At 64.3% G+C, this 24,874-nt stretch carries 20 protein-coding genes and 6 tRNA genes; 21 read left to right on the top strand and 5 right to left on the bottom strand.

Annotated elements, in window-relative coordinates; translation table 11 throughout:
* Positions 1 to 5 precede the first annotated feature (5 nt).
* Positions 6 to 701, top strand: coding sequence for an MBL fold metallo-hydrolase (locus tag Q0H23_RS02560; RefSeq protein WP_293835350.1), 696 nt, complete (start codon positions 6 to 8; stop codon positions 699 to 701).
* 149 nt (positions 702 to 850) lie between these two features.
* Here the strand turns inward: Q0H23_RS02560 and Q0H23_RS02555 are convergent.
* Positions 851 to 936: transfer RNA gene (locus Q0H23_RS02555), tRNA-Leu, on the bottom strand.
* 462 nt (positions 937 to 1,398) lie between these two features.
* Here Q0H23_RS02555 and Q0H23_RS02550 point away from each other — a divergent pair.
* Complete coding sequence (locus Q0H23_RS02550; RefSeq protein WP_293813882.1) at positions 1,399 to 1,896, top strand: hypothetical protein; 498 nt, start codon at positions 1,399 to 1,401, stop codon at positions 1,894 to 1,896.
* A 47-nt stretch (positions 1,897 to 1,943) separates the two neighbouring features.
* On the opposite strand, the gene Q0H23_RS02545 is transcribed toward Q0H23_RS02550, so the two are convergent.
* The gene (locus Q0H23_RS02545) at positions 1,944 to 3,029 is read right to left on the bottom strand and encodes an RsmB/NOP family class I SAM-dependent RNA methyltransferase (protein WP_293835347.1); all 1,086 of its coding nucleotides are present in this window, start codon (positions 3,027 to 3,029) and stop codon (positions 1,944 to 1,946) included.
* Between the two features lie 553 nt (positions 3,030 to 3,582).
* Between Q0H23_RS02545 and infC the strand changes: the two genes are divergently transcribed.
* Genes infC through rplT form a run of 3 tightly spaced genes read left to right on the top strand, consistent with a single transcriptional unit; the run spans position 3,583 to position 4,768 of the window.
* Entirely contained in the window at positions 3,583 to 4,161 is a 579-nt protein-coding gene (infC, locus tag Q0H23_RS02540) for a translation initiation factor IF-3 (RefSeq protein ID WP_293813884.1), read from the top strand.
* Between the two features lies 1 nt (position 4,162).
* Positions 4,163 to 4,357, top strand: coding sequence for a 50S ribosomal protein L35 (gene rpmI / locus Q0H23_RS02535; RefSeq protein ID WP_293813885.1), 195 nt, complete (start codon positions 4,163 to 4,165; stop codon positions 4,355 to 4,357).
* Positions 4,358 to 4,402: 45 nt separating this feature from the next.
* The gene (gene rplT / locus Q0H23_RS02530; protein WP_293813886.1) at positions 4,403 to 4,768 is read left to right on the top strand and encodes a 50S ribosomal protein L20; all 366 of its coding nucleotides are present in this window, start codon (positions 4,403 to 4,405) and stop codon (positions 4,766 to 4,768) included.
* A 258-nt stretch (positions 4,769 to 5,026) separates the two neighbouring features.
* Here the strand turns inward: rplT and Q0H23_RS02525 are convergent, their stop codons facing one another.
* On the bottom strand, positions 5,027 to 6,208 hold the full coding sequence (locus tag Q0H23_RS02525; protein WP_293813887.1) for an MraY family glycosyltransferase: 1,182 nt from the start codon (positions 6,206 to 6,208) through the stop codon (positions 5,027 to 5,029).
* A gap of 732 nt (positions 6,209 to 6,940) precedes the next feature.
* Here Q0H23_RS02525 and Q0H23_RS02520 point away from each other — a divergent pair.
* The 8 genes from Q0H23_RS02520 (at position 6,941) to Q0H23_RS02485 (ending at position 17,117) form a co-directional block, all read left to right on the top strand.
* Positions 6,941 to 7,016, top strand: a tRNA-Ala gene (locus Q0H23_RS02520).
* A 194-nt stretch (positions 7,017 to 7,210) separates the two neighbouring features.
* Positions 7,211 to 8,152: a radical SAM protein gene (locus Q0H23_RS02515; RefSeq protein WP_293835346.1), complete on the top strand. Its 942-nt coding sequence runs from the start codon at positions 7,211 to 7,213 to the stop codon at positions 8,150 to 8,152.
* A 193-nt stretch (positions 8,153 to 8,345) separates the two neighbouring features.
* On the top strand, positions 8,346 to 8,660 hold the full coding sequence (locus Q0H23_RS02510; RefSeq protein ID WP_293813889.1) for a hypothetical protein: 315 nt from the start codon (positions 8,346 to 8,348) through the stop codon (positions 8,658 to 8,660).
* 75 nt (positions 8,661 to 8,735) lie between these two features.
* A complete protein-coding gene (locus tag Q0H23_RS02505) occupies positions 8,736 to 10,220 on the top strand; it encodes a nicotinate phosphoribosyltransferase (RefSeq protein WP_293835344.1) in 1,485 nt (494 codons plus the stop codon).
* Between the two features lie 146 nt (positions 10,221 to 10,366).
* Entirely contained in the window at positions 10,367 to 12,208 is a 1,842-nt protein-coding gene (gene argS / locus Q0H23_RS02500) for an arginine--tRNA ligase (RefSeq protein WP_293835341.1), read from the top strand.
* A gap of 385 nt (positions 12,209 to 12,593) precedes the next feature.
* Positions 12,594 to 14,549, top strand: coding sequence for a transcription termination factor Rho (gene rho / locus Q0H23_RS02495; protein ID WP_293835339.1), 1,956 nt, complete (start codon positions 12,594 to 12,596; stop codon positions 14,547 to 14,549).
* Positions 14,550 to 14,973: 424 nt separating this feature from the next.
* Positions 14,974 to 16,548, top strand: coding sequence for a hypothetical protein (locus tag Q0H23_RS02490; RefSeq protein ID WP_293813893.1), 1,575 nt, complete (start codon positions 14,974 to 14,976; stop codon positions 16,546 to 16,548).
* Positions 16,549 to 16,733: 185 nt separating this feature from the next.
* On the top strand, positions 16,734 to 17,117 hold the full coding sequence (locus Q0H23_RS02485; protein WP_366509936.1) for a VanZ family protein: 384 nt from the start codon (positions 16,734 to 16,736) through the stop codon (positions 17,115 to 17,117).
* Here the strand turns inward: Q0H23_RS02485 and thrB are convergent.
* Positions 17,077 to 17,958 carry a homoserine kinase gene (thrB, locus tag Q0H23_RS02480; protein WP_293835337.1) on the bottom strand — a complete coding sequence of 294 codons (882 nt, stop codon included), beginning with the start codon at positions 17,956 to 17,958 and terminating at the stop codon, positions 17,077 to 17,079. The two genes, Q0H23_RS02485 and thrB, sit on opposite strands and share 41 nt — an antisense overlap.
* Entirely contained in the window at positions 17,955 to 19,439 is a 1,485-nt protein-coding gene (thrC, locus tag Q0H23_RS02475; RefSeq protein WP_293813895.1) for a threonine synthase, read from the bottom strand. Before thrC ends, thrB begins: the two co-directional genes overlap by 4 nt.
* 203 nt (positions 19,440 to 19,642) lie before the next feature.
* On the opposite strand from thrC, the gene Q0H23_RS02470 reads away from it, so the two are divergent.
* The 8 genes from Q0H23_RS02470 to Q0H23_RS02435 all read left to right on the top strand — a co-directional run bounded on the left by Q0H23_RS02470 (position 19,643) and on the right by Q0H23_RS02435 (position 24,820).
* Entirely contained in the window at positions 19,643 to 20,959 is a 1,317-nt protein-coding gene (locus tag Q0H23_RS02470) for an aspartate kinase (RefSeq protein ID WP_293835335.1), read from the top strand.
* 3 nt (positions 20,960 to 20,962) lie between these two features.
* Positions 20,963 to 21,988: an aspartate-semialdehyde dehydrogenase gene (locus Q0H23_RS02465; RefSeq protein WP_293835332.1), complete on the top strand. Its 1,026-nt coding sequence runs from the start codon at positions 20,963 to 20,965 to the stop codon at positions 21,986 to 21,988.
* Between the two features lie 242 nt (positions 21,989 to 22,230).
* Positions 22,231 to 22,307: transfer RNA gene (locus Q0H23_RS02460), tRNA-Arg, on the top strand.
* 205 nt (positions 22,308 to 22,512) lie between these two features.
* Positions 22,513 to 22,588, top strand: a tRNA-His gene (locus Q0H23_RS02455).
* A gap of 14 nt (positions 22,589 to 22,602) precedes the next feature.
* A tRNA-Lys gene (locus tag Q0H23_RS02450) sits at positions 22,603 to 22,678 on the top strand.
* 43 nt (positions 22,679 to 22,721) lie between these two features.
* A tRNA-Lys gene (locus tag Q0H23_RS02445) sits at positions 22,722 to 22,797 on the top strand.
* Between the two features lie 322 nt (positions 22,798 to 23,119).
* Positions 23,120 to 23,572 (top strand): PTS sugar transporter subunit IIA, encoded by a 453-nt coding sequence (locus Q0H23_RS02440; RefSeq protein ID WP_293835330.1) that lies wholly within the window; start codon positions 23,120 to 23,122, stop codon positions 23,570 to 23,572.
* Between the two features lie 231 nt (positions 23,573 to 23,803).
* On the top strand, positions 23,804 to 24,820 hold the full coding sequence (locus Q0H23_RS02435; protein WP_293835328.1) for a 1-phosphofructokinase family hexose kinase: 1,017 nt from the start codon (positions 23,804 to 23,806) through the stop codon (positions 24,818 to 24,820).
* Positions 24,821 to 24,874 lie beyond the last annotated feature (54 nt).

Genomic DNA, 24,874 nt, shown 5'->3' with positions numbered 1-24,874 from the left:
CTGGCATGGGCATCTACAATGCGGGCGCTATGGGACTGGATGGCGTCGAGGCCGTGGAGTCTGGCAGGCTCGAGGTCATGCTTTTCCACGTCGAGGTCGGCATGCATTCGACCAACTGCTATGCCGTGGTGAGCGAGGGTCGCGCGCTTGTGGTTGACCCTGCCAATATGGGCGCCACTATCGCCAAGGAGCTCGACGTGCCGGTCGACCTGGTGGTTGCCACGCATGGGCACGTGGATCACGTGGGCGGCGTGCTTGGACTGGTCGAGGCTACGGGCGCGAAGTTCGCCATCTCCGCGGCCGACTCCGATGCCGCGATGCATGCCAAGCGCGAGCTATCGATTGGCGCGAACTATGACGATGACGCGCCTAAGCCGGATATCCTGCTTGAGGCTGGCGACGTCGTAGGCGTTGGCGCGGCGAGGTTCCGCGTCCTCTCGACGCCCGGCCACACCCCGGGTGGCATTCTGCTCGTGGGCGAGGGCGATGCCGAGGGGATCTGCTTTACCGGTGACACCATCTTCGCCGGTAGCGTGGGCAGGACGGACCTTCGTGGCGGCGATATGCCCGCCATGCTCGACTCCCTGCGCCGCGCGACGGACGAGATTCCGCCGTCGACGCATCTGCTTCCCGGCCACGGTGACGACACCACGATGAGCTGGGAACTCGGGCACAACCCCTACCTGCGATGGGTGGGCTAGCGGCGGGCGGCTGAGGCTGGTTTGCGCCAGTTGCGGCCGAGCGACGGCTTACGGCGAGCGTGGCCGAGCGCCCGCCTTCGCTGGGCGCGTTTGGGCATAGACACAATGAAAAAGGCCGGCCTCGCAATGCGCGGGGCCGGCCGAATTCTTGGTGCCCGAGGCGAGGGTCGAACTCGCACGAGGTTTCCCCCAGAGGTTTTTGAGACCTCCGTGTCTGCCATTCCACCACTCGGGCTTGAACGCGCTGTCCGCGCGACGGACAAGAGTATACAGAATGCCCGGCAGGAATGCCCGACGACACGCTTAAAGCCGATAAGTGCTCGCCAACGTTTCGACTTCTCGTGATGCGGCGGACTCGTCATACAGAATGACATGTATGGGAGTGCTAAGCCAACTATATGCATAAACATGCATGCGCTTGCTGTGAGCTCATGGCGGGGCAGTTGGCCCTTCTCGCTGGACCGCGCGGCCTGCGGGCCGCTCCCGCCGCGCTCCGACCTTCGGCGCGGCACCGTACCATCAACTTCTTACGCAGGGGATTCTCATGCCGACTGTGAATTTACCTGCGGTTATACAGAATCGTAGTGATACTATAGGGTTTAGCCGATTTACTCGGTTTAGCCGGCTGGGTCGTTTGAACCGGTTGAGCCGGACGCCTGTCGAGGTTAGCGAGTGCGAACCTTTCGTGGAGGTTGATATGTTTGCAATTGGGGAGCGTGTCATGCATCCCGGTCAGGGCCTGTGCACGGTTGTCGGTTTCGAGGATTCGCCGTTTCCCGTACTCGTCCTTGAGGCTGGTGACGGACGCAGCACCACGAAGCTGCTGTATCCCCAGGCCCAGGCAGACAAGCTTCATCCTCCCGTGAGTCGTGAGGACGCTCTTGCGGTCATCGAGGGCTACGACGATTTGACCTGCGACGATTTCACTGATCGTAATTCTGGTCTCGAGGAGAAGCACTTTAAGGCACTTCTCAAGAATGGCGTGCCGGATTCCGTTCGTGTGGTCAAGACCATGCGCCAGCGCATTGCCGCTGCGGAGGCTGAGGGAAAAAAGCCCAGTACGTTCATGTCGCGCGTGCTGAGGGAGGCGCAGCGTAGGTCCCTCGAGGAGCTCGCGTGTGCGCTCGACTCCACGCCCGATGAGATCGTCTCGATGTTCGAGGCGCGTGGCCACGACATGGCAGATGAGGCTTAGGGCCGATCGTTCGCCTTGCTAGTTACGTGCAGGGCTAGCCTACGGGGCTAGCCAAGCTTGCGAATCTTAGCCAGGAAGAATCCCTCGAACAAATCGCTCGGGCATACCGTGAGGGCACCGTCCAGCTCGCATGGCAGGGTGGGCACGGAGAACTCCTCTGACCCAAGTGCGCTGGCGGGCAAGCCGGCGCCAACCAGCTCGCAATCCCTGTGACGTGAGAGCGCCCAGCTAACCACGTCTTCGTTTTCGCGCGCAAGCACGGAGCAGGTTGAGTAGACGAGCTCTCCGCCGGGCTTGAGTACGCGAAGCGCCTTGTCGATAAGGGCGCGCTGCGAACGTTCGACGCCACTCGCGAGGGCCGGCGTGAGGTATCGCGCCGCGTGGTCGTCCTGTACATGGACGGTGCCGGAACCCGTGCAGGGCGCGTCGAGCAGAATCTGGTCGAAGGAGAACCAATCATCGAGCTTGCTCGCGTCCGTGCGCATGACCTGGACGTTCTTTGCTCCAAGTTTAGCAAGGTTGTGTTCGAGCTTCTCGGCGCGTGGCTTAGAGACTTCGCAAGCCGTCGCACGTGCGGCACGGACTCCATCCCCACCGGGAGCGAGCGCTGCCATCTGGCTGGTCTTGCCACCGGGGGCCGCGCACATGTCGAGGATATCTGCCCCGGCGCGCGGCGAAAGGGCGAGAGGGGGCAGCATGGAGGAAAGGCTTTGCAGGTAGATTTTGCCCTGCTTATACAAATCGAGATCCCAGAGGTCGCGTTCGCGCGCTCCGTCTGCCAGGACGAAGGCATCCTCGTACCAAGGCACGCGCGTGAAGGCGATGCCAGCCGCATCAAGGTCGCCGGCGACCTGCTCCGCACTGGCGAGGAGCGTGTTGGCGCGCAAGGTCACGCGACGGCTGCATGCCCACCCTGCCTCGATGCGCATTGCCTCCTCACCATACTGGCAGCGAACGGCTTCGATGAGGTGGAGGGGGAGGCCAAGCTCGGCATCTAGCTCCTGCGGCTCGGGAATGGCTTTGGGCTCGCGGGGGCGTGCGTCCTGCCTGCCTGCGGACTTGCCGCGCTTGCTTCCACGCCTGCGCGAGCCAGCGCCCTGATATCCGCTCTTGCCTTGATAGCCCCTGGTCATGAATCCCTCGTTCCTCGTAATTCGCCTATGACGTAGTATGGCAGAGGTTGCGGACAAGATTACCGCGCGAGGGAACGACGTCTTCTTGGCACGTTGGCGTGCCGTTTTGCAGCGGCGCTCGGTAAGACGTATTGTGGGAATCGCTCGGCAAATGCGCTGCGGACAAGCCGCTCGTCTCGCGAACGTTCGCCATGTGGAAGCCCCCATACTTTCCGTCGTGCGAGCGCGCGCTATGTGGAGACCTTCACATTTGAGGGCGCGCTCAACTTTGTGCTTGCGCGTCTTGTGAATGCGTGGCATACTACATAACCGTTGTGGCCAGACGGCCTCAATTCGAAGTGGGTCAGAGCTTATGACCCCACCTGAACGGCGCCACGGGCAGCTGTCTGGTCAGACAAAGGAAGATACGCTCAGATCATAGGAGCGATTTACCTGAATCTTGCCGGGGCTGCACATGTCGCAGCTCCGGTTTTTTCGTGCGGTGGCGCCCACAAGGGCCAAGCCGCAACCGCGGCGAGGTGCCCCCCACCAGGCACACCGCAACGAAAGGAAGGTGTGTAAGATAGCCAAATCCGATGGTCCCCGTATTAACGGGGAGATCACTGCTCGTTCCTGCCGTCTTATCGGTGTCGATGGCTCTCAGCTGGGTCTTTTCGGCGTTCGTGACGCGCAGCGCATCGCTTCCGAGCAGGGCCTCGACCTCGTCGAGATTGCCCCCAACGCGGAGCCGCCCGTCTGCAAGGTCATGGACTACGGCAAGTACAAGTACGAGCAGGCGATCAAGGCCAAGCAGGCTCGTAAGAACCAGGCCAAGGTCGAGGTCAAGGAGATGAAGTTCCGTCCCAAGATCGACACCGGCGACTACGAGACCAAGAAGGGTCACGTCATGCGCTTCCTCAAGAAGGGCGCGCGCGTGAAGGTGACCATCATGTTCCGTGGTCGTGAGATGGCTCATCCCGAGCAGGGTCTCAACGTGCTCGAGCGCCTGACGGAGGACCTCAAGCCCTACGCCACGGTCGAGAGCCAGCCCAAGATGGAAGGCCGCAACATGCACATGCTCGTCGCGCCGATCAAGGGCGCCTTCGACGAGAAGGCCGCAGTGGCAGACGAGAAGGATACGAAGGAGAACTAGCATGCCCAAGATGAAGACGCACAAGGGTACGGCCAAGCGTTTCCGCAAGACCGGCACCGGCAAGATCATGCGCGCCAAGGCTTTCAAGAGCCACATCCTCACCAAGAAGTCGCCCAAGCGCATTCGTGGCTTCCGCCAGGAGACCGAGCTCGCCCCCGCCGACGTCAAGGTCGTTTCGTCCCGCATGGGCAAGTAGCGCGCAGCGCAAGCCCTGTCTTTTTTCACTAGGAGTTGATCACACATGGCACGAGTCAAGCGCGCTGTCGCCGGTCGTAAGAAGCGTAATACCCTGAAGGAGCTCTCCAAGGGCTACTACGGCACTTCCTCCCGCACCTTCCGCGGCATGAAGGAGCAGGTCCAGCACTCCCTGCAGTACCAGTACCGCGATCGTCGTAACAAGAAGCGCGACATCCGTCGTCTCTGGATTCAGCGCATCAACGCTGCCGCCCGCATGAACGACATGAGCTACTCCACCTTCATGCACGGCCTGAAGCTCGCCGGCGTCGATCTCGACCGTAAGGTCCTCTCGCAGATCGCCTACGAGGACGAGGCTGCTTTCGCCGCCCTCGCCGAGGTCGCCAAGAAGGCCATCGCTGACGCCGAGTAACTTACTCGTCTCAAGCACATTGCTCGTCTAAGGTCCGTACGCAACGGTCCGTACGCAACGCGCGTGCGGACCTTTTTTGTGCCGCACGTGTTCCGCACACGCGAGGCCAGCTATTTGCGCCGTCAAGCCGAGTCGGCTAGTGCGCATGCATAGGGCTTTTAAGCATGTCTCAATATGCGTGAAACCGGGTTAATGTCAAACGGCGGTGCCTCCAGCCGGCGGGCCTCGCGCAGCCAGCAGGCTTCCCTGCAGCCAGCGCTACTTGTCGTCGTGGTGGAGGAGGTCCGAGATGGCCTCGTGACGCTCTTCTCGGCGTTCTTCGCGATGTTCCTCGCGACGCTCCTGCTCGACTGCGAACGCGGGGTCATCGGGAGTCACGAGCTCGTCCTCGCCGCTCTTTGGGTTGTAGTGGTGAAGCAGCACCGGATCGAAAAGGTGAAGGTGCGCGGCGAACGCGAATGACGCGCCAATAAGGATGCAGAAGACGACGATGCGCGGCGCGGTCTCGATCTGCGTCATGATGAGGGCCCCCACGGACAGCATTGCCGTCCAGAGGTACATGAGCAGAACCGCCTGCTTCTGGTCATAGCCGTCCTGGATGAGGCGGTGGTGAATGTGGCCCTTGTCCGCCTGCCCCACGCTCACGTGCGCGCGCTTGCGACGGATGATCGCAGAGAGCGTGTCGACGATGGGCACGAAGGAAATGACGAGAGGGACGATGATTGTGGTGAGGCCGGCGACGCGGCGGACGTTCAGCAGCGAGATCGTACCGAGCGAGAAGCCGAGCAGCAGCGAGCCGGAGTCGCCCAGGAAAATCGACGCCGGGTTGAAGTTGTAGCGGAGAAAACCAAGCGTGGCACCGGCGACAGCGATGGAGAGTGCCGCGGCGTCGCGCCTGCCGGCGAGGTTCGCGAGCACGAAGAGCGTGCAGCACGAGATGAACGTGATGCCTGACGCAAGGCCGTCGAGACCGTCGATTAGGTTGATGATGTTCACGTAGGCTACGAGGTAGATGACGGTGATGGGGTAGGCGACCCAGCCAAGAACGAGCTCGCCGGGGCCAAACGGGTTCATGATGGTGCCAACGGTGAGGCCGGCAGCCACGGCGATGCTCGCCGCGAGGACCTGGCCCGCGAGCTTCGCGAGGGGCCTCAGCTGGAAAACGTCATCAAGCGCGCCCGTCATGAAGATGACGAGGAACGCGAGGCCGAGCATCGGGTAGTTGTAGATCGAAAAGCGACCGGGCATGAAGACGATGGGCCAGTGAAGGTGCATCGTCCCCATGTACTGGAGGATGACGGCTGCGATGAGTGAGAGGAAAATCGCGATGCCGCCCATACGCGGGATGGTGCGCTTGTTGATGCGTCGCTTACTGGGCTTATCGACCGCGCCGAGGCGAGTGGCTATGAGCCGAGCGAGCGGTGTGGTTACCAGCGTCACAACGAGCGCCGTTGCAAAGAGCGACGCGTAGGGAATCCACCATCTCACCAAGCGAGTAGCCTTTCAAACCTGCGGGCGGCATGCCGCGCGCGAGGGTATTCGTATCCGTTGCCCGGCAGATCGCCGGGTGCTTCGACCGACGGATGCGCCGGTCACGTTGAAGCGGGGCGGTTGCCGCCCCGTGAGTGCGCCGCAGATTGTTACGGCACAGTAACTACCTATGATACCAGCTCTGCGTTGGCGCGCGTCCCTAAGACGCAATCTCGGAGAGCAGGTTAATCTCATGTCAAGACTGGAACCGATAAATGGCTTCGGTATAGTGAAGGTGTCAGCTCCCCGCAGGGCAAACTGGGTGAACCGACAAGCGTTTCCTGGGAGCCCATATACCAGGCTCAGTACGGGCATCCTCCGTTGTTGAGGAAGGCGGAACAGCCGGTGAGGGCACCCACCTTTTGAGAGGTGGGTTCATTATCGCACCTGCGGGGAGCGACGTTGTTTTTACGCGCCGCTTATCTATGGTGGTGCCACGCGCGGCAGGAGTGCTATCACGCGCGGAGTAGACCGGCATCACGCGTGGCGCCTATGCCGCGGATGACTCGCGCCCCATTCGAGATAATCCACGTTACACGGCGGGGCTTTCTACGTCCTCGCCATGCAATCTTTCATTCTTGCGAGATTCTCGTTTGACAGACGGGGCAAGCACGGTACAATAACCAACGCGCAAACGCGCCTGGGGACGTAGCTCAGCTGGGAGAGCGCTGCCGTCGCATGGCAGAGGCCGAGGGTTCGATTCCCTTCGTCTCCACCAGGAATTGTCGAGCGGGCCACGATGTGGTCCGCTCTTTTTGTATGCGCACGTCATTCGAGCGCGCCTCGCGTGGCGCTTGTCGTTCGATGCCGGCCAGATGCGGGCTGCCACCGCACGGACGCCCGGCATGGGATGTCGTGACGCGCCGGCTCCGCCGCCGTGCGGACGCCCGGCACATGACGAGGGGAGAGGCTATGGCCGAGATGCCGCGAGAATATGAGACGTGTCGCCTTTGTCCGCGTGCCTGCGGGGCTCACAGGGCGGAGGGAGCCCGCGGTGCGTGTGGAGCGACCTCGACCCTGCGCGTGGCTCGCTCCGCACTTCACTTCTGGGAGGAGCCTCCCGTGTCGGGTGAGGCGGGCAGCGGCGCCATCTTCTTCTCCGGCTGCACCCTGCGCTGCGTCTTCTGCCAGAATGCGGAGATCAGCGCCGGCAACTTCGGCATTGACGTGAGCGTCGCGCGCCTCGCCCAGATGATGCTCGAGCTCGAGTCCCAGGGCGCGCTCAACATCAACCTCGTCACGCCCGGCCACTTTGCTCCGCAGGTCGTCGAGGCGGCAAAGGCCGCACGGAAGGCGGGCCTCACGGTGCCCATCCTCTGCAACACCGGCGGCTACGAGACGGTGGAGACCGTTCGTCTCCTCGCCCAGGTCGTCGACGTATGGCTGACGGACTTCAAGTATGCGGACCCGGCGCTCGCCCGTGCGCTCTCTGTCGCTGGCGATTATCCGGAGGTCGCGGCGGCGGCGCTCAAGGAAATGCTCGAGATCACGCGCTCGCGCGGGGGTCGCTCGCTCGGCGAGGATGGCAGGATACTTCGCGGCATCATCGTGCGCCATCTCGTCCTGCCGGGTCACGTGGATGACTCGCTTGCGGTCCTCGACCGTGTCTGGGACATCTGTGGCAACGAGGCGGACCTCTCCGTCATGAACCAGTACACGCCCAACGCAGCGTGCCGCGAGCGCGGGGGAGACCTCGCCCGCGCGCTAGGCGACGACGAGTACGAGGTTGTGCTCGATCATGCCGACGACCTGGGCTTCGAACGCATGTGGTGGCAGCAGGGAGGTACGGTCTCGGAGAGCTTCGTGCCCGCGTTCGACGCGACTGGAGTCGAGGGCCCGGAGCTTGCGGGCTAGTGGCCCGCGCCGGGACCGGAACTTGCGGGCTAGTGGCCCGCATCGGGGTTGGGCTCGTGGACTAGTGGCCTGACCCGGGGCCCGGAGCTCGCGGGCTAGCTGCCGGCATTCGCGTCCTTGCCCTTGACGGACTGAGCCATGCCCAAAAGGGATAGACTCTCTAGGATTGATGAAGACTCGCAAAGGAGTTCACATGGCAGACGAACAGGCCCCCCTCACTGACGAGGAGCGCGCCGAGCTCGAGCGCCTTCGCGCCGAGAAGGCCGCGCGCGAGAATGCCGCCCAGGCCGCGGCCCAGAAGGCCGAGCTCGAGCGTCTTCGTGCCGAGCAGGCCGAGGCGGATGCGGATGCCCGCGATGCCGCGAGGCGAGAGCGCGCCCGCGAGTACATGGAGCCTGATGAGGATCTCAAGATGCCCCTCGCCCAGAAGCTCGTGCTCCTTTTCGTAGCGCTGCTTATCGCTTGGTTTGTCGTGCAGGTTGTCGGCGGCGGACTCATCACCAATTAGGGCAACCCTCCGCGCCAGCCGTGGTGCAAGGACCCAAACCGCGCCGTCAGGGCGCCAGACGAAAGGGGAGGGCGCATGTCTCTCACCGACGTAACCAAGCCCACTGATGTGTCTCTTAACACGGACCTCTATGAGCTTACGATGGCCCAGGGATTCTGGGAGAGCGGCCTCATGGACGCGGAGGCGTGCTTCACCGTCTTCTTCCGTGACGCCCCGTTTGACGGCGGCTATGCCGTAGCGTGCGGCACGGGCCAGATCGCCGAGCTTGTTGAGAACTTCCGCTATACGCCCGAGGACATCGCCTACCTCGCGAGCATCCAGGCTCCCGGCGGCGGCGCGATGTTCAAGCAGGGCTTCCTCGACTGGCTCGCCGAGTTCACGCCCGACCTCGACGTCTGGGCCGTGCCGGAGGGCGAGGTCGTGTTCCCGCGCGAGCCGCTCGTGCGCGTGCAGGGCTCCATGGCGGCGTGCCAGCTCATCGAGACGGCGCTGCTCAACCTCGTGAACTTCCAGACCCTCGTGGCCACCAAGACCGCGCGCGTCGTCCAGGCGGCCGAGGGCCATGCCGTGTCAGACTTTGGCCTGCGCCGCGCGCAGGGCCCGGATGGCGGCCTCGCCGTCGCGCGCGCGTCGTTCGTGGGTGGTGCCAACTCGACCTCCAACTGCCTTGCCGGCAAGATCTACGGCATTCCGGTCTTCGGCACCCACGCCCACTCCTGGGTGATGGCCTTCCCGTCCGAGCTCGAGGCCTTCCGCGCCTTCGCGCGCTCCATGCCGAAGAACTGCGTCCTGCTCGTCGATACGTACGACGTTCGCCAGGGTATCGAGAACGCGATCACCGTCGCCAAGGAGATGGAGGCCGCCGGCGAGCGCCTCGCGGCCATCCGCATCGACTCGGGCGATCTCGCCAAGCTCTCCAAGTACGCGCGCGAGGCCTTTGACGCGGCTGGTCTGCCCTACGTGAAGATCTCCGTCTCGAATGACCTCGACGAGTACACAATCCAGTCCCTGTTCGCCCAGGGTGCGCCGATTGACTCGTTTGGCGTGGGTACCAAGCTCGCCACGTGCGACCCCCAGCCCTCCCTTGGTGGCGTGTACAAGCTTGCTGCCGTACGCAAGGCGGGCGAGGCGGAGTGGCGTCCCACGATGAAGCTGTCCGAGGTTGCCTATAAGCGCACCATCCCTGGCATCCAACAGGTCAAGCGCTTCGTCGATGGCTCCGGCTGCCCCGTGGGCGACGTCATCTATGACGAGACGATAGCCGGGACCAACTGTGCCCTCGCCGTGAACGTGACCGACTCCGAGGTCGGCTATGACTTTGGTGCCTACGAGGGGCGCGACCTCCTCGTTCAGATGGTGGAGGACGGCCGTGGTATCGGCGAGAGGCCGACGCTCGCGGAGTCTCGCCGCGCCTGCCGTGAGGCGCTCATGCGTCTCGACCCGGCGGTGAAGCGCTTCCTGAACCCGCAGCTCTATCCCGTGGGCGTCGAGGACAACCTCGCCGCGCTGCGCGTGAGGCTCGCACGCGAGGAGCGTATTGCCTCGTCGCCCATTCGCTAGGACGCTGCCTGGCAAGTTGCGTCGAGGACCTCGCGCCTGGTGACGTTCCCCAGGCTCGCTTTTGCTACACTCATAGCCGCTTTACGGCACGAAATGTTAATTCGCGGCCCCGCTTTGGGGCCGCGCGCACGTTGGAAGGACGCATCGTGGTCGAGACGATCGAGAAGCTGGTCAGGGCTGCACTGGCCGAGGCACAGTCTGCAGGCGAGCTGCCTGAGTTCGAGGTGGCGGACCTCGGCCTCGAGCGCCCCGCGGATTCCGCGAACGGCGATTGGACGAGCACCGTCGCCCTCCGCAGCGCCAAGGTCGCCCACATGGCGCCCCGCGCGATCGCCGAGGCCATCGCCGCCCACCTCCCCGAGGCTCCGGAGATCGATCGCGTCGAGGTCGCTGGCCCGGGCTTCGTGAACATCTACCTTTCCGTCGCCGCCGGTAACGAGATCTTCCGCACCGTGCGCGAGCAGGGCGAGGACTTTGGCCGCTCTGACCTCGGTGCTGGTCAGCGCGTCCAGGTCGAGTACGTCTCCGCTAACCCCGTTGGTCCGCTGCACATCGGCCATGGCCGTTGGGCCGCGCTCGGCGACTCCCTCGCCCGCGTTCTCGACCACGCCGGTTACGAGGTCGAGCGCGAGTACTACGTGAATGACCACGGCAACCAGATGAACACCTTTGGCAACTCGGTGTCCGCGCGCTATCTCCAGCTCGCCCGGATCATGGACGAGAAGGGCGTCGACGCCCACGCCGCCCACGAGGCCCTCATCGCCGACTGGGCCGCCTTCGTCTCTGACGAGGCTGACGAGCACCCCGAGAGCCATCCCTACATGGACGCCTTCCGCGAGTCCCTCGGCGCTGACTCTTACGGCGGAGACTACATCATCGACCTTGCCGCCCACTTCATGGAGGCTGACGGCACCCGCTGGGTCGACGCCGACGCCTCCGAGCGCATGACCTCCTTCCGCGAGCGCGGCTACAAGCTCATGCTCGAGGACATCCGCCAGACCTGCGACGACATGCGCACCAGCTTTGACGTGTGGTTCAGCGAGCGCTCCCTGTATGAGAAGGACGCGAGCGGCACGAGCGCCGTCGACCGCGCCTTCGCCCGCCTGCGCGAGCAGGGTTACCTCTACGAGAAGGACGACGCCCTCTGGTTCCGCTCCACTGACTTTGGCGACGACAAGGACCGCGTCCTCGTGAAGGCTGACGGCGCCTACACCTACTTCGCTTCTGACGTCGCCTATCACTGGAACAAGTACGAGCGCGTCGACCACGTCATCGACGTCTGGGGCGCCGACCACCACGGCTATATCGCCCGCGTGCGCGCCGCGACTGATGCCCTCGGTTACGAGGGTAAGTTTGAGGTCCTTCTCGGCCAGCTCGTGAACCTGCTGCGCAACGGCCAGCCCGTCAGGATGAGCAAGCGTAAGGGCACGATGGTCCCGCTGCGCGAGCTGCTCGACGAGGTGGGCGCTGACGCCACGCGCTTCACGCTCGTCTCCAAGAGCTCCAACCAGATGATCGACTTCGACATCGAGGCCGTGAAGCGCCAGGACAACACCAACCCGGTGTACTACGTCCAGTACGCCCACGCCCGCATCTGCTCGATCCTGCGCCGCGCCGCCGGCGTCACCGCTGAGGAGGCCGCCGAGCTCGGCATGGACGAGATTGCCTCTCGCGCCTGCCCGATCGACTGCGACCTCTCCGTCCTCACCGATCCCACCGAGGCCGCCCTCGCGCGTAAGCTCGGCGAGTTTGGCGACCTGGTCGAGAGCTGCGCCCGTGACCGTGCGCCGTTCCGCCTCACGCACTACGCGCAGGAGCTCGCTGGTAGCTTCCACTCGTTCTACACCGCCTGCCAGGTGCTGCCGAGCGAGGGCCGTCCGGTCGACGAGGCCGTTTCGAAGGCCCGCCTTGCCGCGTGCGATGCCGCCCGTCGCGTGCTTGCGCTCACGCTCTCGCTCATCGGCGTCTCTGCTCCGGAGCGTATGTAGCGCGTGACGTTCGCTAGATAGATTGCTTGGCGCCCGCTGGGAGTTGTCCCGGCGGGCGTCTTTGTTTGGGGCGCGCATGGGTGCGCTTGCGATTCTGCTGCGTGACTGACGCTCAACTCATGCTTGTGCGGTGGGGATCAACTGGCTGCCGATCGCATCGCTTGGACGCGAACTAATGCCGGACGCCGGTGAAGTAACGTTTTGCTCGCACGATACTGTGACGAGTGTTATAGTCGAGAAAATCAGGCCTTTAAGCCTACGTTGTGCCGCGCTTTTGCGGCGCCCACTATTTCCCCAACCTCAGGCTTTACTTTCGCAGGACAATGCCGCGTTAGCAGCGTGGGGTGGGAGGCGACGAGTTCGCCCGATTCGAAGGGTCACCCACGTGACAGAAGAAAACAACGAGATTCCGCAGGCACCAAAGCGCCGCCGTCCTCGCGCGCGCAAGGCCGATGCCGTCCAGGAGGCTTCTGCCTCGTCTAAGGGCGACGCTGCTGCTAAGGCCCCTGCCGCTCAGAAGACTGATGCCGCCCCGAAGGCCGACGCTCCCAAGGCCCGTGCCACCAAGGCTCGCGCCGCCAAGGCCGATTCGGCCAAGGGCGAGGCGCCATCCAAGGCCGACTCCGCTCCCAAGGTCCGCGCCGCCAAGGCTGATGACGCATCCAGGGCCCACGCCGCCAAGGTCGACACCGCGCAGAAGGCGCCCGTCACTCCCAAGGCGGATGCCGCTCCCAAAGCCGACGTCGCCCCCAGGACTGACGCTGCCGGTGACGAAGGCGCGTTCAAGCGTCGTCGCTCGCGCGCCCGCAAGGACCGTGACCAGGCTTCCGCCCCTGCGTCCGAGGGAGGCCAGAACGCCTCTTCGCAGGCAAGCGGCCAGAACGCTGACAAGCAGCAGCGCGGCTATCAGCGCGACCGCCGCGACGTTCGCCCGGGCCGCGGTGCCGACAAGCAGAACGCGCAGGGCCAGCGCCAGTTCCAGAACAACAATGGCGGCAACAACCGTCGCCGCAACCGTCACAACAACAACGGCAACAACGCGGGCAACAACAACGGCGGTCCCACGCTCTCTCGCGAGCGTGCCGCCTCCATGCTCGTGGCAGAGCTGCGTCGCGAGGCGGTTAACCTCGGCGTTGAGTACGTGGGCATCCGCAAGGCCCAGCTCGCTGAGGCGGTCTACGTTGCCGCCGCGCGTGCCGAGGGCTTCCGCGACGTCGCCGGCGTGCTTGACATCACGGGCGAAGGCTATGGCTTCGTTCGTACCGGCAACTATATGGCCGGCGACGACGACGCCTTCGTTCCCCAGCAGATGATCAAGCACATGGGCCTTCGTCGTGGCGACTGGATTGAGGGAACCGTTCGCCCGAGCCGTCCCAACGACAAGTACCCCGCGCTTTACAAGATCGCCACGGTCAATGGTCTCGAGCCCGAGCTTGTTCGCTCGCGCCCGCGCTTCCGCGACCTCACGCCCGTCTATCCCAACGAGCGCCTTCGCATGGAGCACGGCCGTGACTCCATCACCGGTCGCGCCATTGACCTCGTGGCTCCTATCGGCAAGGGCCAGCGCGGCCTAATCGTGAGCCCGCCCAAGGCCGGCAAGACCACGGTGCTCAAGCGCATCTGCGAGTCCATCGCCGCCAACAACCCCGAGGTCTATCTCATCTGCCTGCTTGTCGACGAGCGCCCCGAAGAGGTTACTGACATGCAGCGCTCCATCAGGGGCGATGTCGTTGCCTCGACGTTCGACATGCCTGCCGAGAACCACACCATGGTCTCCGAGCTCGTAATCGAGCGCGCGAAGCGCCTGGTCGAGATGGGCCGCGACGTCGTGGTCGTCCTCGACTCCATCACGCGCCTTGCCCGCGCCTACAACCTCGCTGCTCCCGCAAGCGGCCGCATCCTGTCCGGCGGCGTTGACTCCGCGGCGCTCTACCCGCCCAAGAAGTTCCTCGGCGCGGCGCGCAACATCGAGAACGGTGGCTCCCTGACCATCCTCGCCTCCGCCCTTGTCGAGACTGGCTCCAAGATGGACGAGGTCATCTTCGAGGAGTTCAAGGGCACCGGCAACATGGAGCTCAAGCTCGACCGCGAGCTTGCCGACAAGCGCATCTTCCCGGCAATCGATCCGGTTGCCTCCGGCACGCGCAACGAGGACCTGCTCATTGATGCGGATCTCCAGCCGTTCGTCTGGGGCCTCCGTCGCATCCTCGCGAACATGAACAACATCGAGCGTGCCGAGGCTTCTCTCGTCAAGAGTCTCCGCGCTACGGCGACGAACGAGGAGTTCCTCATCCGCTCGGCCAAGAAGGCCCAGCAGTCGGAGTACGTCGACTCGCTGTAATGGCTTGTCGTGCCGGGGGCGTGACGTTTCCTGGGCGCGCGCCGGCTGAATCGAGAGACATGCGGTCGCGTTGGCGTTGAATGCGCCAGCGCGACCGTTTTGCTGTTCGTGGTGCCATGCGGCGGTTGTGCGGACGCGCTTGCGGCTTCCCCCTCCAAGAATTCATTGCCTGGGGCGCATTTCGCCGCACTATAATGACTCGCTGATGTATAGTCATTCTATTGGTGCCCACGTGCTGTAAAAGCAGCCTTTGCGCCACGAGGTGCCTATGCACCATGAGGAATAATTGTTCGAGCGACGGTACACGCAGACTAAACACACCAAGCCGTTGCCCGATTGGCCGCCAGATGTCTGGTGGGCCCGTCGTCGCAATCCAGTGGACAATCTGCGCACGCCGTCGCCTCCGCGAGGGAGGCGTTTGGTCATGACGAGCAGGCACACGAACCCTGCCATTTGTGCCGGTCTGGCCGGCGTTGCTGCGTGGGCGACCCCCACGTGGGCCAATGCGCTTACGGTTCTGGGCCAAGACGTCTCTAGGATCGATCCCGGCCTTAGCTTCGCTGCCGGATGCATCGCCGGTGCGGTTATCGCCAGCGGTACCTCACTCGTAGTCACGCGCATGGCGGAGACGCGCCATCGGGCTGCCTTTGATTCCGCGGGTCGTATGCGGGGAGCTAATGACCAGGCGGGTCCCTCCGCTTGGGATATGTCTGGCCAAGATGCCACCGGGACTCTCTCGTCCGGCGGCGCTGGGGAGATCTCGGCGGCTGTCGTATCCGAGCAACAGCCTCGCCATGCCGCGCGCAGCACGCAGCGTGGCATGACCGGATCTTGGGAGCAGACGGGCAACATCCGCGTCCAGCCCGCGCCGCACGTGGCCGCAGCCGCGTCAGAGGGCGCGACCGCCGCACCCGTCGCAAACAACCACACCGCCCCCGCAGCTCCCGCGTCCGGCCACGCCGCCCCCGTATCCGCCACTGCCCAGAGGCAAAAGGAGACCCGCTACACCGTTCCCTCGCACTACGGCGTGATGAGCGATGCCGAGGCGGACGCCGCCTGGGACTCCTGGCTGAAGGGCTCGGATTCCGTCGACTATGCCGACGTCGCGGAGGACTACGTCCGCAAGATCACCCTCGCCGAGCGCATGGCCGCGCGCGCCAAGGGCGTTGCCAGCGTTCTCCAGGAGCGCCTCGGAGCTGCGAAGATGGAGGGACTCCCCGTCATCGCGCGCGCCGATGGCAGCGTTGGCGACGTGGGGGAGGCTTGGTGGGACCAGGCTTTTGGTAACGAGGTTCGCCCCGCGACGGCTTCCGTCGTCGGTATGGAGTCCGTGAACGAAGGCCTGGCGGATAACAGCGCCGTGCTCTTCTGCGCCCAGACGCCCGCCGCCGCTGCCGCCGCGAAGGACCTTTGGGTCGCCCAGGCCGCCCAGGCCGCGGCCAGGCAGCAGTCGGCTGCGCCTGCGCAGGCTGCTCAGCCAGCGTCCTCCGCTTCCGCGCAGGCCGCTCAGCCGGCAGCGCCGCAGACCGCGCGCCCTGCTTCCGTCGCCGTCGAGCCCAGGCACGACCGCGAGACCATCGCGACCCGTCTCGCCGACCCGGCCGAGGCGTTCCCTGCTCAGGGCCAGCGCTGGAGCGACCAGCAGCAGGACCTGTGGGCCGTTGCCCTCGCCGCGCTCGACGAGCGCACCAACGAGGACATCGCCATGGCTGCCGCCAATGCCGTGCCCGCGCCCTCTCCGGCCTCTTTCGACGAGGAGCTGGACGAGGTCGATCACCTCGAGCCGGACACCATCTTCATGGCGTTCAAGCCGCAGGCGGGTCGTCCGGACGTTGCGGACACCGATAGCTACGTCGACATGCTCGTCGACCAGGAGCTTGCCCGCAACGAGAGCAAGAGCGTCCGCAAGCTCGCGCATCACGGTATCCGCAAGCGCTTCAAGGTCATCGACGGCGGCACGGCCGATATCCCCGCCCGCCACCTCGCGCTGCAGGGCTAAGGGTGGCTCTTACCGAGCCCGGCGCCTTGCGAGCTGCTGGCCGCCGGGCAGGTGCCTCGCGAATTGCTGGCTGCCGCGTCGACGCCTCACGAGCCGCTGGCTGTCGCGCCAGTGCCTCAACCAGCAAAACCAAAAGCCACCGCGTCCCCGTGTGGGCGCGGTGGCTTCTCGTCTTTGCGTGGGCCTTGTTCATTTGGAGCAGGTCGCTCTTCCCGGGGCCAGAATCCACGGCTCAGAGCGCCGTTGTCGTCGACATTCTACGTCCTGCCTTCGAGGCGCTTGGTGTCACGGATGCGACCCTCATGTCCTTCCTCGTGCGCAAGGCGGGGCACTTCCTCGAATACGCCCTGCTCGGAGTCCTTCTCGGCAGCACGCCGGAAGATGGTCGTCCCGGGTGGCGTCAGGTCGTTCCGGGCGTGATCGTGCCCTCTGCGGACGAGACCCTCCAGCGCTTCGTGCCGGGCCGCTCGGGGCAGCTCTCGGACGTGGCGCTCGACTGCGCGGGCGTCGCCTTTGGGCTGTTTGTGACTACAGGTATTCGATCTGCGCGCCGCAAGTGTCGCAGGTGAGGATGTGCGTCTCACACTCGGGGAAGCGTTCCTTGAGGCGAACCTGAAGGAACTTGGCCACGATCGTGTCATCCGTCACGGCCATGAGGGTCGAGCCGGAGCCAGAGATCCACATCGTCTTCGCTCCGCCCTCGAGGCAGGTCTCGCGAATGGCATCGTAGTCCGGGATGAGAGCGCGGCGGTAGGGCTCCTGCAGGCGGTCGTCGTTGGCGTCCGCGATGAGCGAGGCGTCACCCGTCTCGAGGCCGCGGGTCAGGCCCGCGACGCGGCCCATCTGCCAGACGGCGGTCGAGAGCGGGACCTCCTGCGGCACGACCTTGCGCGCCTCGCTCGTGTGAACCTCATAGGGAGGGATCACCGTGACGAAACGGAGGCGATCGCTCACGTCGTAGCGCAGGCAGCGCGGCAGGCGGCCGTCAGGGGTGAACGAGCATACGGCTGCGCCCAGGATCGCGGGCGCGACGTTGTCAGGGTGGCCCTCGACGCGCGTCGCCATCGCCACGAGCTCCTCGCGCGTGACGGTGTGGCCGGTGAGCGCCGCCGCGGCCATGATGCCAGCGACGACGCAGGTGCTCGAAGATCCCAGGCCGCGAGCGACGGGCACCTCGGTCTGGATGTCGATCGAGACGCCAAAGGGCTCCTCGCCCCACTCTGCCAGCGCGTCGACGAGCGAGACATAGACGAGATTGTTGGCGTTGCGGAACTCCTCCGGGCAGCCGGTGATCGTGAGCTTATCGGCGCGCTCGAACGTGAAGTGCGAGTAGAGGGAGACCGCCATGCCCAGCGTGTCATAGCCTATGCCGAGGTTCGCGCTGGTGGCGGGTACGGAAATGCGGATCATGCGAGGATCCTCGTCGCCGCGTCCTCCACGTAGCCGCTCATCTCAGGAACGCTTACCACGTCGGAGAACCTCTCCTGGGCGTCACGCAGGGCGGAGAGCGCCTCGGGCACCTTGGCTCCCGTGACCTCGAAGAGGGCGTCCATGCACTCGAAGCCGTCCATGTCGGTCGTGTCGTGGCCGAGTGCCGCGAGGACGTCCGCGGAGAACTTGTAGGGGCTTGCCGTGGAGAGACAGACGCGGGCGACGCCGTCCGCCGGGCGAGCCTCGAGGACGTGGCGGGCGACGGCGGTGTGCGGGTCGAGGATGACGCCGTGGCGCTCCCAGGTATCGCGGATCGTCTCGCGCGTAGCCGTGTCATCGGCGCGGCCGCACTCGAACGTCTCGTGAAGGCGCTCGAGGACATGCTCGGGCACGGTGTAGAAGCCCTGCTCGGCAAGGTTCTTCATGAGGGAGGACACAAGCTCGCAGTCTCCGTCGGACAGGTAGAACAGCAGGCGCTCGAGGTTGGACGACACGAGGATGTCCATCGAGGGCGAGATGGTCTTGTGGAAGGGGCGCCTGCGGTCATAGGTGCCGGTGGTGATGAAGTCCGTTAGGACGTCGTTGGCGTTAGAGGCGACGATGAGCTTGCGCACGGGAAGGCCCATGAGCTTGGCATAGTAGCCGGCGAGCACGTCGCCGAAGTTGCCGGTGGGCACGCAGAAGTCGATCGCGTCGCCGCTCTTGAGCTTGCCTGCGGCCACGAGCTGGGCGTAGGCGTCGAAGTAGTAGGTGACCTGCGGGACGAGGCGACCCACGTTGATCGAGTTTGCGCTCGACAGTACGACGTTCTTCTCCGCGAGGCGCTCGCGCAGGGCCACGTCTGCGAAGATGCGCTTCACCTGGGTCTGGGCGTCGTCGAAGTTGCCTTCGATGGCGCAGACCGCGACGTTCTTGCCGCGCTGGGTGGCCATCTGGAGTCGCTGGACGTCGGAGACCTTACCGTGGGGGTAGAAGACGGTGACGCCGGTGCCGGCAACGTCGGCGAAGCCCTCGAGGGCTGCCTTGCCGGTGTCGCCGCTCGTCGCGGTGACGATCATGACGCCGCGACCGTCACCCTCGCGGGAGACGCGCATGAGCTGCGGGAGCATCTGGAGAGCGATGTCCTTGAAGGCGCTCGTCGGGCCGTGCCACAGCTCGAGCGTCCAATCGTCGCCGCAGGGGACGACGGGCGTTACGGCGGGGGAGTCGAAGTTGGGGCCGTACGCGGCGTCGACGCAGCCGGAAATCTCCTCGGCGGTGAAGTCGTCGAGGAGGTGGCCGAGGACGAGGCACGCGCGGTCCTGATAGGTGCCGGCGAGCAGGCTCTCGAGCGAAGGCGCGCCCTCGGCGACGTCATCGCGAACGAACAGGCCTCCGTCTGGGGCGATACCCTCGAGAATTGCCTGCTTACTTGTTAAGGATTCGTTTCGCGAGCGTGTGCTGTGGTAGAACGTAGTCACTGCTCTTCTCCTTGCGTGTCGGCGCGTTTGCCCGCGAACCTGTTTCCGCGGGCGCTCAGGACGTTTTCCGCATAATAACGCGGGGAGTGGCATCCGGGCCGCTCAAAGCCCAGCTGAGACCGTTTGGTAACAGGCGGGCTGCCTGGCGGAGGTTTGGAACGGGGCGCGGAGGCGCTCAGGGATCGACCTTGACGAGGAGTCACATGATCAAGATCACCAAGTTCGGCGGATCGAGCGTCGCAGACGCCGGCCAGTTCAAGAAGGTCAAGCGCATCATCGAGGCTGACGAGGGCCGTCGCTTCGTGGTGGTCTCTGCCGCGGGTAAGCGCAACTCCGAGGACAACAAGATTACTGACCTCCTCTATCTGGTCGACGCGCACCGCACCTATCACGTCGACTGCACCCCGCTTCTCGCGGATATCAAGCAGCGCTTCGTCGACATCGCGACCGAGCTTGGCCTCAGCTATCCCATGGCCGAGAAGTTCGACGAGTTCGCCGCGCATATCAAGGAATACTCGACCGAGTACATCGTGAGCCGTGGCGAGTACTTCACCGCCCGACTTATGAGCGAGTACCTGGGCCTTCCGTTCGCGGACGCCGCCGAGTACGTGCGCTTCCACCACGACGGGTCTCTCGACATGGAACGCACCTGCGACCGCATCCATGACCTCGTCGTGCGGGAGGGCAGCTTCGTGCTCCCGGGCTTCTATGGCGCCACGAGCGAGGGCGACATCAAGCTCTTCAGCCGTGGCGGCGGCGACATCACGGGCGCCATCGCGGCTCGCGCCCTCAACGCGGACCTCTACGAGAACTGGACGGACGTCTCGGGCTTCCTCACAGCCGACCCGCGCATCGTCAAGCGCCCGCGCGCCATTCGCCGCATCACCTTCGACGAGATGCACGAGCTCTCCTACATGGGCGCGAGCGTCCTGCACGAGGAGGCGATCTTCCCCGTGCGCGAGGCCAACATCCCCATCGCGATTCTCAACACCAATCACCCGGAGGAGCGCGGCACCATCATCCAGGAGCGCGTCGAGCCCACCGAGGACGACCCCGTCATCACGGGCATCGCCGGCAAGAAGGACTTCCTGACGGTCCACATCGCCAAGGCCAAGATGGGCAGCTCCGTCGGCCTGCTCGCCCGCGCGCTCGCGATCTTCGAGCGCTATGGCGTCTCCGTCGAGCACGTGCCCACGGGCATCGACTCGTTCGGCGTGGTTGTCAACGGCGCTGACGTGCACGACAAGATCTACTCGATCGTGGCCGACATCCAGCGTGAGCTCAAGCCCGACGAGGTCAAGATTATCGACCACCTCGCCCTCATCAGCGTGGTTGGCCGCAACATGTCCAACCGCCCCGGCACCTCGGGCCGCCTGTTCAACGAGCTGGGCGAGAAGGGCATCAACATCCGCCTCATCACCCAGAGCTCCCAGGAGATCAGCATCATCTTCGGTGTGAACGACGCCGACTTCAAGAAGACCATCCGCGCCGTCTATGACGCGTTCCTTGACGAGGAGTAACTCATGGCTGACAAGAAGAACGTAGCGATCCTTGGTGCCACGGGAGCCGTTGGCACGCAGATGCTCGAGTGCCTGACCGAGCGTGACTTTCCCGTGGGCGAGCTCAAGCTCCTGGCGAGCGCGCGCTCTGCGGGCAAGGTCGTCGAGTGGTGCGGCCGCGAGGTCGTAATCGAGGAGGCGCGTCCGGAGGCCTTCGAGGGCATGGATATCGTCCTCGGCGCCGCGGATGACGACATCGCCAAGGCGCTCTTGCCCGAGGCCGTCCGTCGTGGCGCCACGGTGGTGGACAACTCCCACGCCTTCCGCCTCGACGAGGACGTGCCTCTTGTCGTCCCGGAGATCAACCCCCAGGACGTCGCCTGGAACAAGGGCCTCATCTCGAACCCCAACTGCGCCACGATCATCGGCCTCGTCCCCACGTGGCCGCTGCACAAGCTCGGCCACGTCTCGCGCATGATCGTGAGCACGTACCAGGCTGCGAGCGGCGCTGGCGTACCGGGCATGCGCCAGCTCGAGAACGAGCTGGGGGCCATCGGCCGCGGCGAGGAGCTGCCTGAGCCCACCGCGTTCGTCGACCAGCTCGCGAGCAACCTCATTCCGCAGATTGGCTCCGAGAAGTTCGAGGGCTTCACGTCCGAGGAGATGAAGCTGCAGAACGAGGGCCGCAAGATCATGCATCTGCCCGAGCTGCGCGTGAACTGCACCTGCGTGCGCGTGCCCGTGCTGCGCTCGCACTCCGAGAGCATCACGCTGGAGTTCGAGGAACCCGTTTCGCTCGAGGACGCCCGCGAGGCCCTGGCCGCGGCTCCGGGCGTGAAGCTCGTCGACGACCTCGGTGCTGACGTCGCGCACGACCGCTACCCGATGCCGCTCTACACGAGCGACCAGGACCTCATCTGGGTCGGTCGCATCCGCCGCGACATCTCCAACCCCGAGCAGGGTCGCGGCATCACCTTCTGGTGCTGCGGTGACCAGATTCGCAAGGGTGCCGCCACCAATGCCGTCCAGGTGGCAGAGCTCCTGCTCTAGGGGCTTAGACGGGCGCTCAGGCGCTTTTGGGCGGGGATGGCGTGTCCTGCGCGCTTGCCGCGGGGCCAGCGTTTCTCACCCAGGCCATCATGGCCCTGCCGCCGTGGCGCCTGTCTCGCGCTTGCCGCGGGGCCTGCGTGTTTCGTCCAGTGGGGTCGGCCGCTCGAGCTGCGAATGTCTCTTGTCGTAATCGTGGCGTCTTGCGCTAGAATGGGTTGTCCGGCGAGCGAAGCCGGAGTCACGCGCCCTTAGCTCAGCTGGATAGAGCACCGGACTTCTAATCCGACGGTCGAGCGTTCGAATCGCTCAGGGCGCACCATGAGTTGTTGAGGCCAGGGGGCAATTTGTTCCCTGGCCTCTTTGATTTTTGATTTTCTTTTTTGGGTGAGTCGATGAGAACCCCCTGGTCACAAGCCTGAACAACGTTCATTTCGACATAACTTCAAAGAAATCTAAAAATTCCCCTTGCATGGATCGGATGTGGTGTGCATAATAGACGAGCTGCTTCAAGAGGTGGCCAGATGGTGGGTGTAGCTCAGTTGGCAGAGCGACGGACCGTGGCTCCGTAGGTCGAGGGTTCGAGCCCCTTCACCCACCCCATCTTAGACAAGCACGGACCGTTAGCTCAGCTGGTAGAGCAGGGGACTCTTAATCCCAAGGTCCAGGGTTCGAGTCCCTGACGGTCCACCATGTACTTCCGCTTGCACTCGCCAGGGTGTAAGATACATAGCACGGACCGTTAGCTCAGCTGGTAGAGCAGGGGACTCTTAATCCCAAGGTCCAGGGTTCGAGTCCCTGACGGTCCACCATTGCATGCAAGGCCCCGGTAATCCCGGGGCCTTTTGCTATTTCTGGCTACTGCGTCGCGATGCGGCCCTGGGCTCGCTCTGCTGCGTCGCGATGTGGCCCTATTACCACGAGCCACGAGCGCGCCTTGGATGCATATGGCTCGCCTGGTTTTGCAAACAGTTCGGACTGCCATGTGTTTTGCTCCTGCTAACGCTTGTGAGATTTGGTATATCTTTTTGCAAATCGGTTACATCTATTTGCGAGCTGGCACGCACGTGAGTACCATGCTTCCGGTACAAATGACATCGGCCGGCGGGGGCTGGCCGGGAGAGGGGAGACCCAATGGCACTGCTCGACAATGACCACGTGATTCTTGATTGCGCCGCCACCGCTCGTGACGAGGCTCTTGACCTTGCCGCGCGGAAGGCAGCCGAGCTCGGCGTTGGCGCGGACGCGTCCACGCTCGCAGAGGCCCTCAAGGCGCGCGAGGCCGAGGGTTCCACGGGTATGGCGGGAGGCTTCGCCATTCCTCACTGCAAGTGCGCTGAGGTCACAGATCCCTGCATCGTCGTCCTCCGCTTCGCCGAGCCCGTCGAGTGGGAGACCATGGACAAGGCTCCCGTCAAGGTCGCCGTCGCCCTGTTCATCCCCGATGGCGAGCGTGGCACCGAGCACCTTCGCATCCTCTCGAAGCTTGCCGTCATGGTTTCGGATGCCAACTTCTGCTCCTCCGTCTTTGACGCCGCGGAGGCCTCCCAGATCGTCGACGCGATCAACGCCGGCCTCGAGCAGTAGGGAGATTTCTCGTCGCACGGCGGTACGTCGAGCCGTGCCAAAAGAGTCCCTTACTTCTTGTCGGGTTCGTCCTCCGCGCTGAGGCGCCCGATGGCTAGATTTTTGCTAAAACCCAGCATATGGCCATTAAACGGAGGTCAACTTTTTGGCTGAGTGGCTCCTGAAAGCACTGTCGGGGGCCCTTTCGTGTGTCATACTGGAGTCTGCGAAAAACTGAGGAAGGAGCGCCCCTTGATTTACACCGTTACCTTCAACCCTGCCGTCGACTACGTGATGCACCCCACGACGCTCGACATGGGCTTCACCAACCGTTCCACGAGCGAAGAGGTTCGTTGTGGCGGTAACGGCATCAATGTCTCCAGCATCCTGAACGAGCTCAACGTTGACACCATCTGCCTCGGCATCATCGCCGGCTTCACTGGTGACTACATTCTCGAGACCCTTCAGAGCGCGGGCGTCACGTGCAACTTCGTGCGCCTCGAGAAGGGCTTCACGCGCATCAACGTCAAGCTCAACGGCATCGTGATGACCATCATCAACGGCATGGGCCCCAAGATTCCGAACGACAAGGTCGATGAGATGTTTGGCCGCCTTGACCGCATCAAGGCCGGTGACACCCTCGTCCTCACGGGTTCCATCCCCAAGTGCCTGCCTGATGACATGTACCAGATCATCATGACCCGCCTCGCCGGCCGCGGCATCCGCTTCGTCGTCGACGCTCCGGGCACGCTTCTGCTCCAGTCCCTCGAGTCGAAGCCCTTCATGATCAAGCCTAACCACCACGAGCTCGGCAAGCTCTTCGACGTCTCCCCGGAGACCCCGGAGGAGTGCCTGCCCTACGCGCGCCTGCTCCACGAGCGCGGCGCCCAGAACGTCGTTGTCTCCTGCGGTGGCGAGGGCTCTGCGCTCGTCGCGGCTGACGGCAGCGAGTACATCACCAAGTGTCCGCCGTGCCGTCTCGTGAACGCCACGGGCTCCGGTGACTCGATGGTCGCCGGCTTCCTTGCGAGCCTCGACGCCGGCAAGTCCTATCAGGACGCCCTCAACTTTGCGAGCGCCTGTGGTTCCGCCACCGCTGCTAGCAAGGGCCTCGCCCAGCGCTCGACCATCGATAAGTTCTATGACAGCCTCACCAAGATCATGGACGAGGAGCTCGCCAAGAAGGCCACTGCTTCTAAGGAGAAGAAGCCGGCCAAGGAGGCAAAGCCTGAGGCCAAGGAGGCAAAGGAAGCCAAGGACGCAGAGTAGCCGTTTGTCGCAGATTCGATGGTGTTGACGAACGGAAGCGTTCTGGTTGGGTAT

Origin of the sequence: uncultured Parolsenella sp., from assembly GCF_934660935.1 — a bacterium.
Classification (GTDB): domain Bacteria; phylum Actinomycetota; class Coriobacteriia; order Coriobacteriales; family Atopobiaceae; genus Parolsenella.
This window is presented reverse-complemented; position numbering and strand designations above follow the sequence as displayed.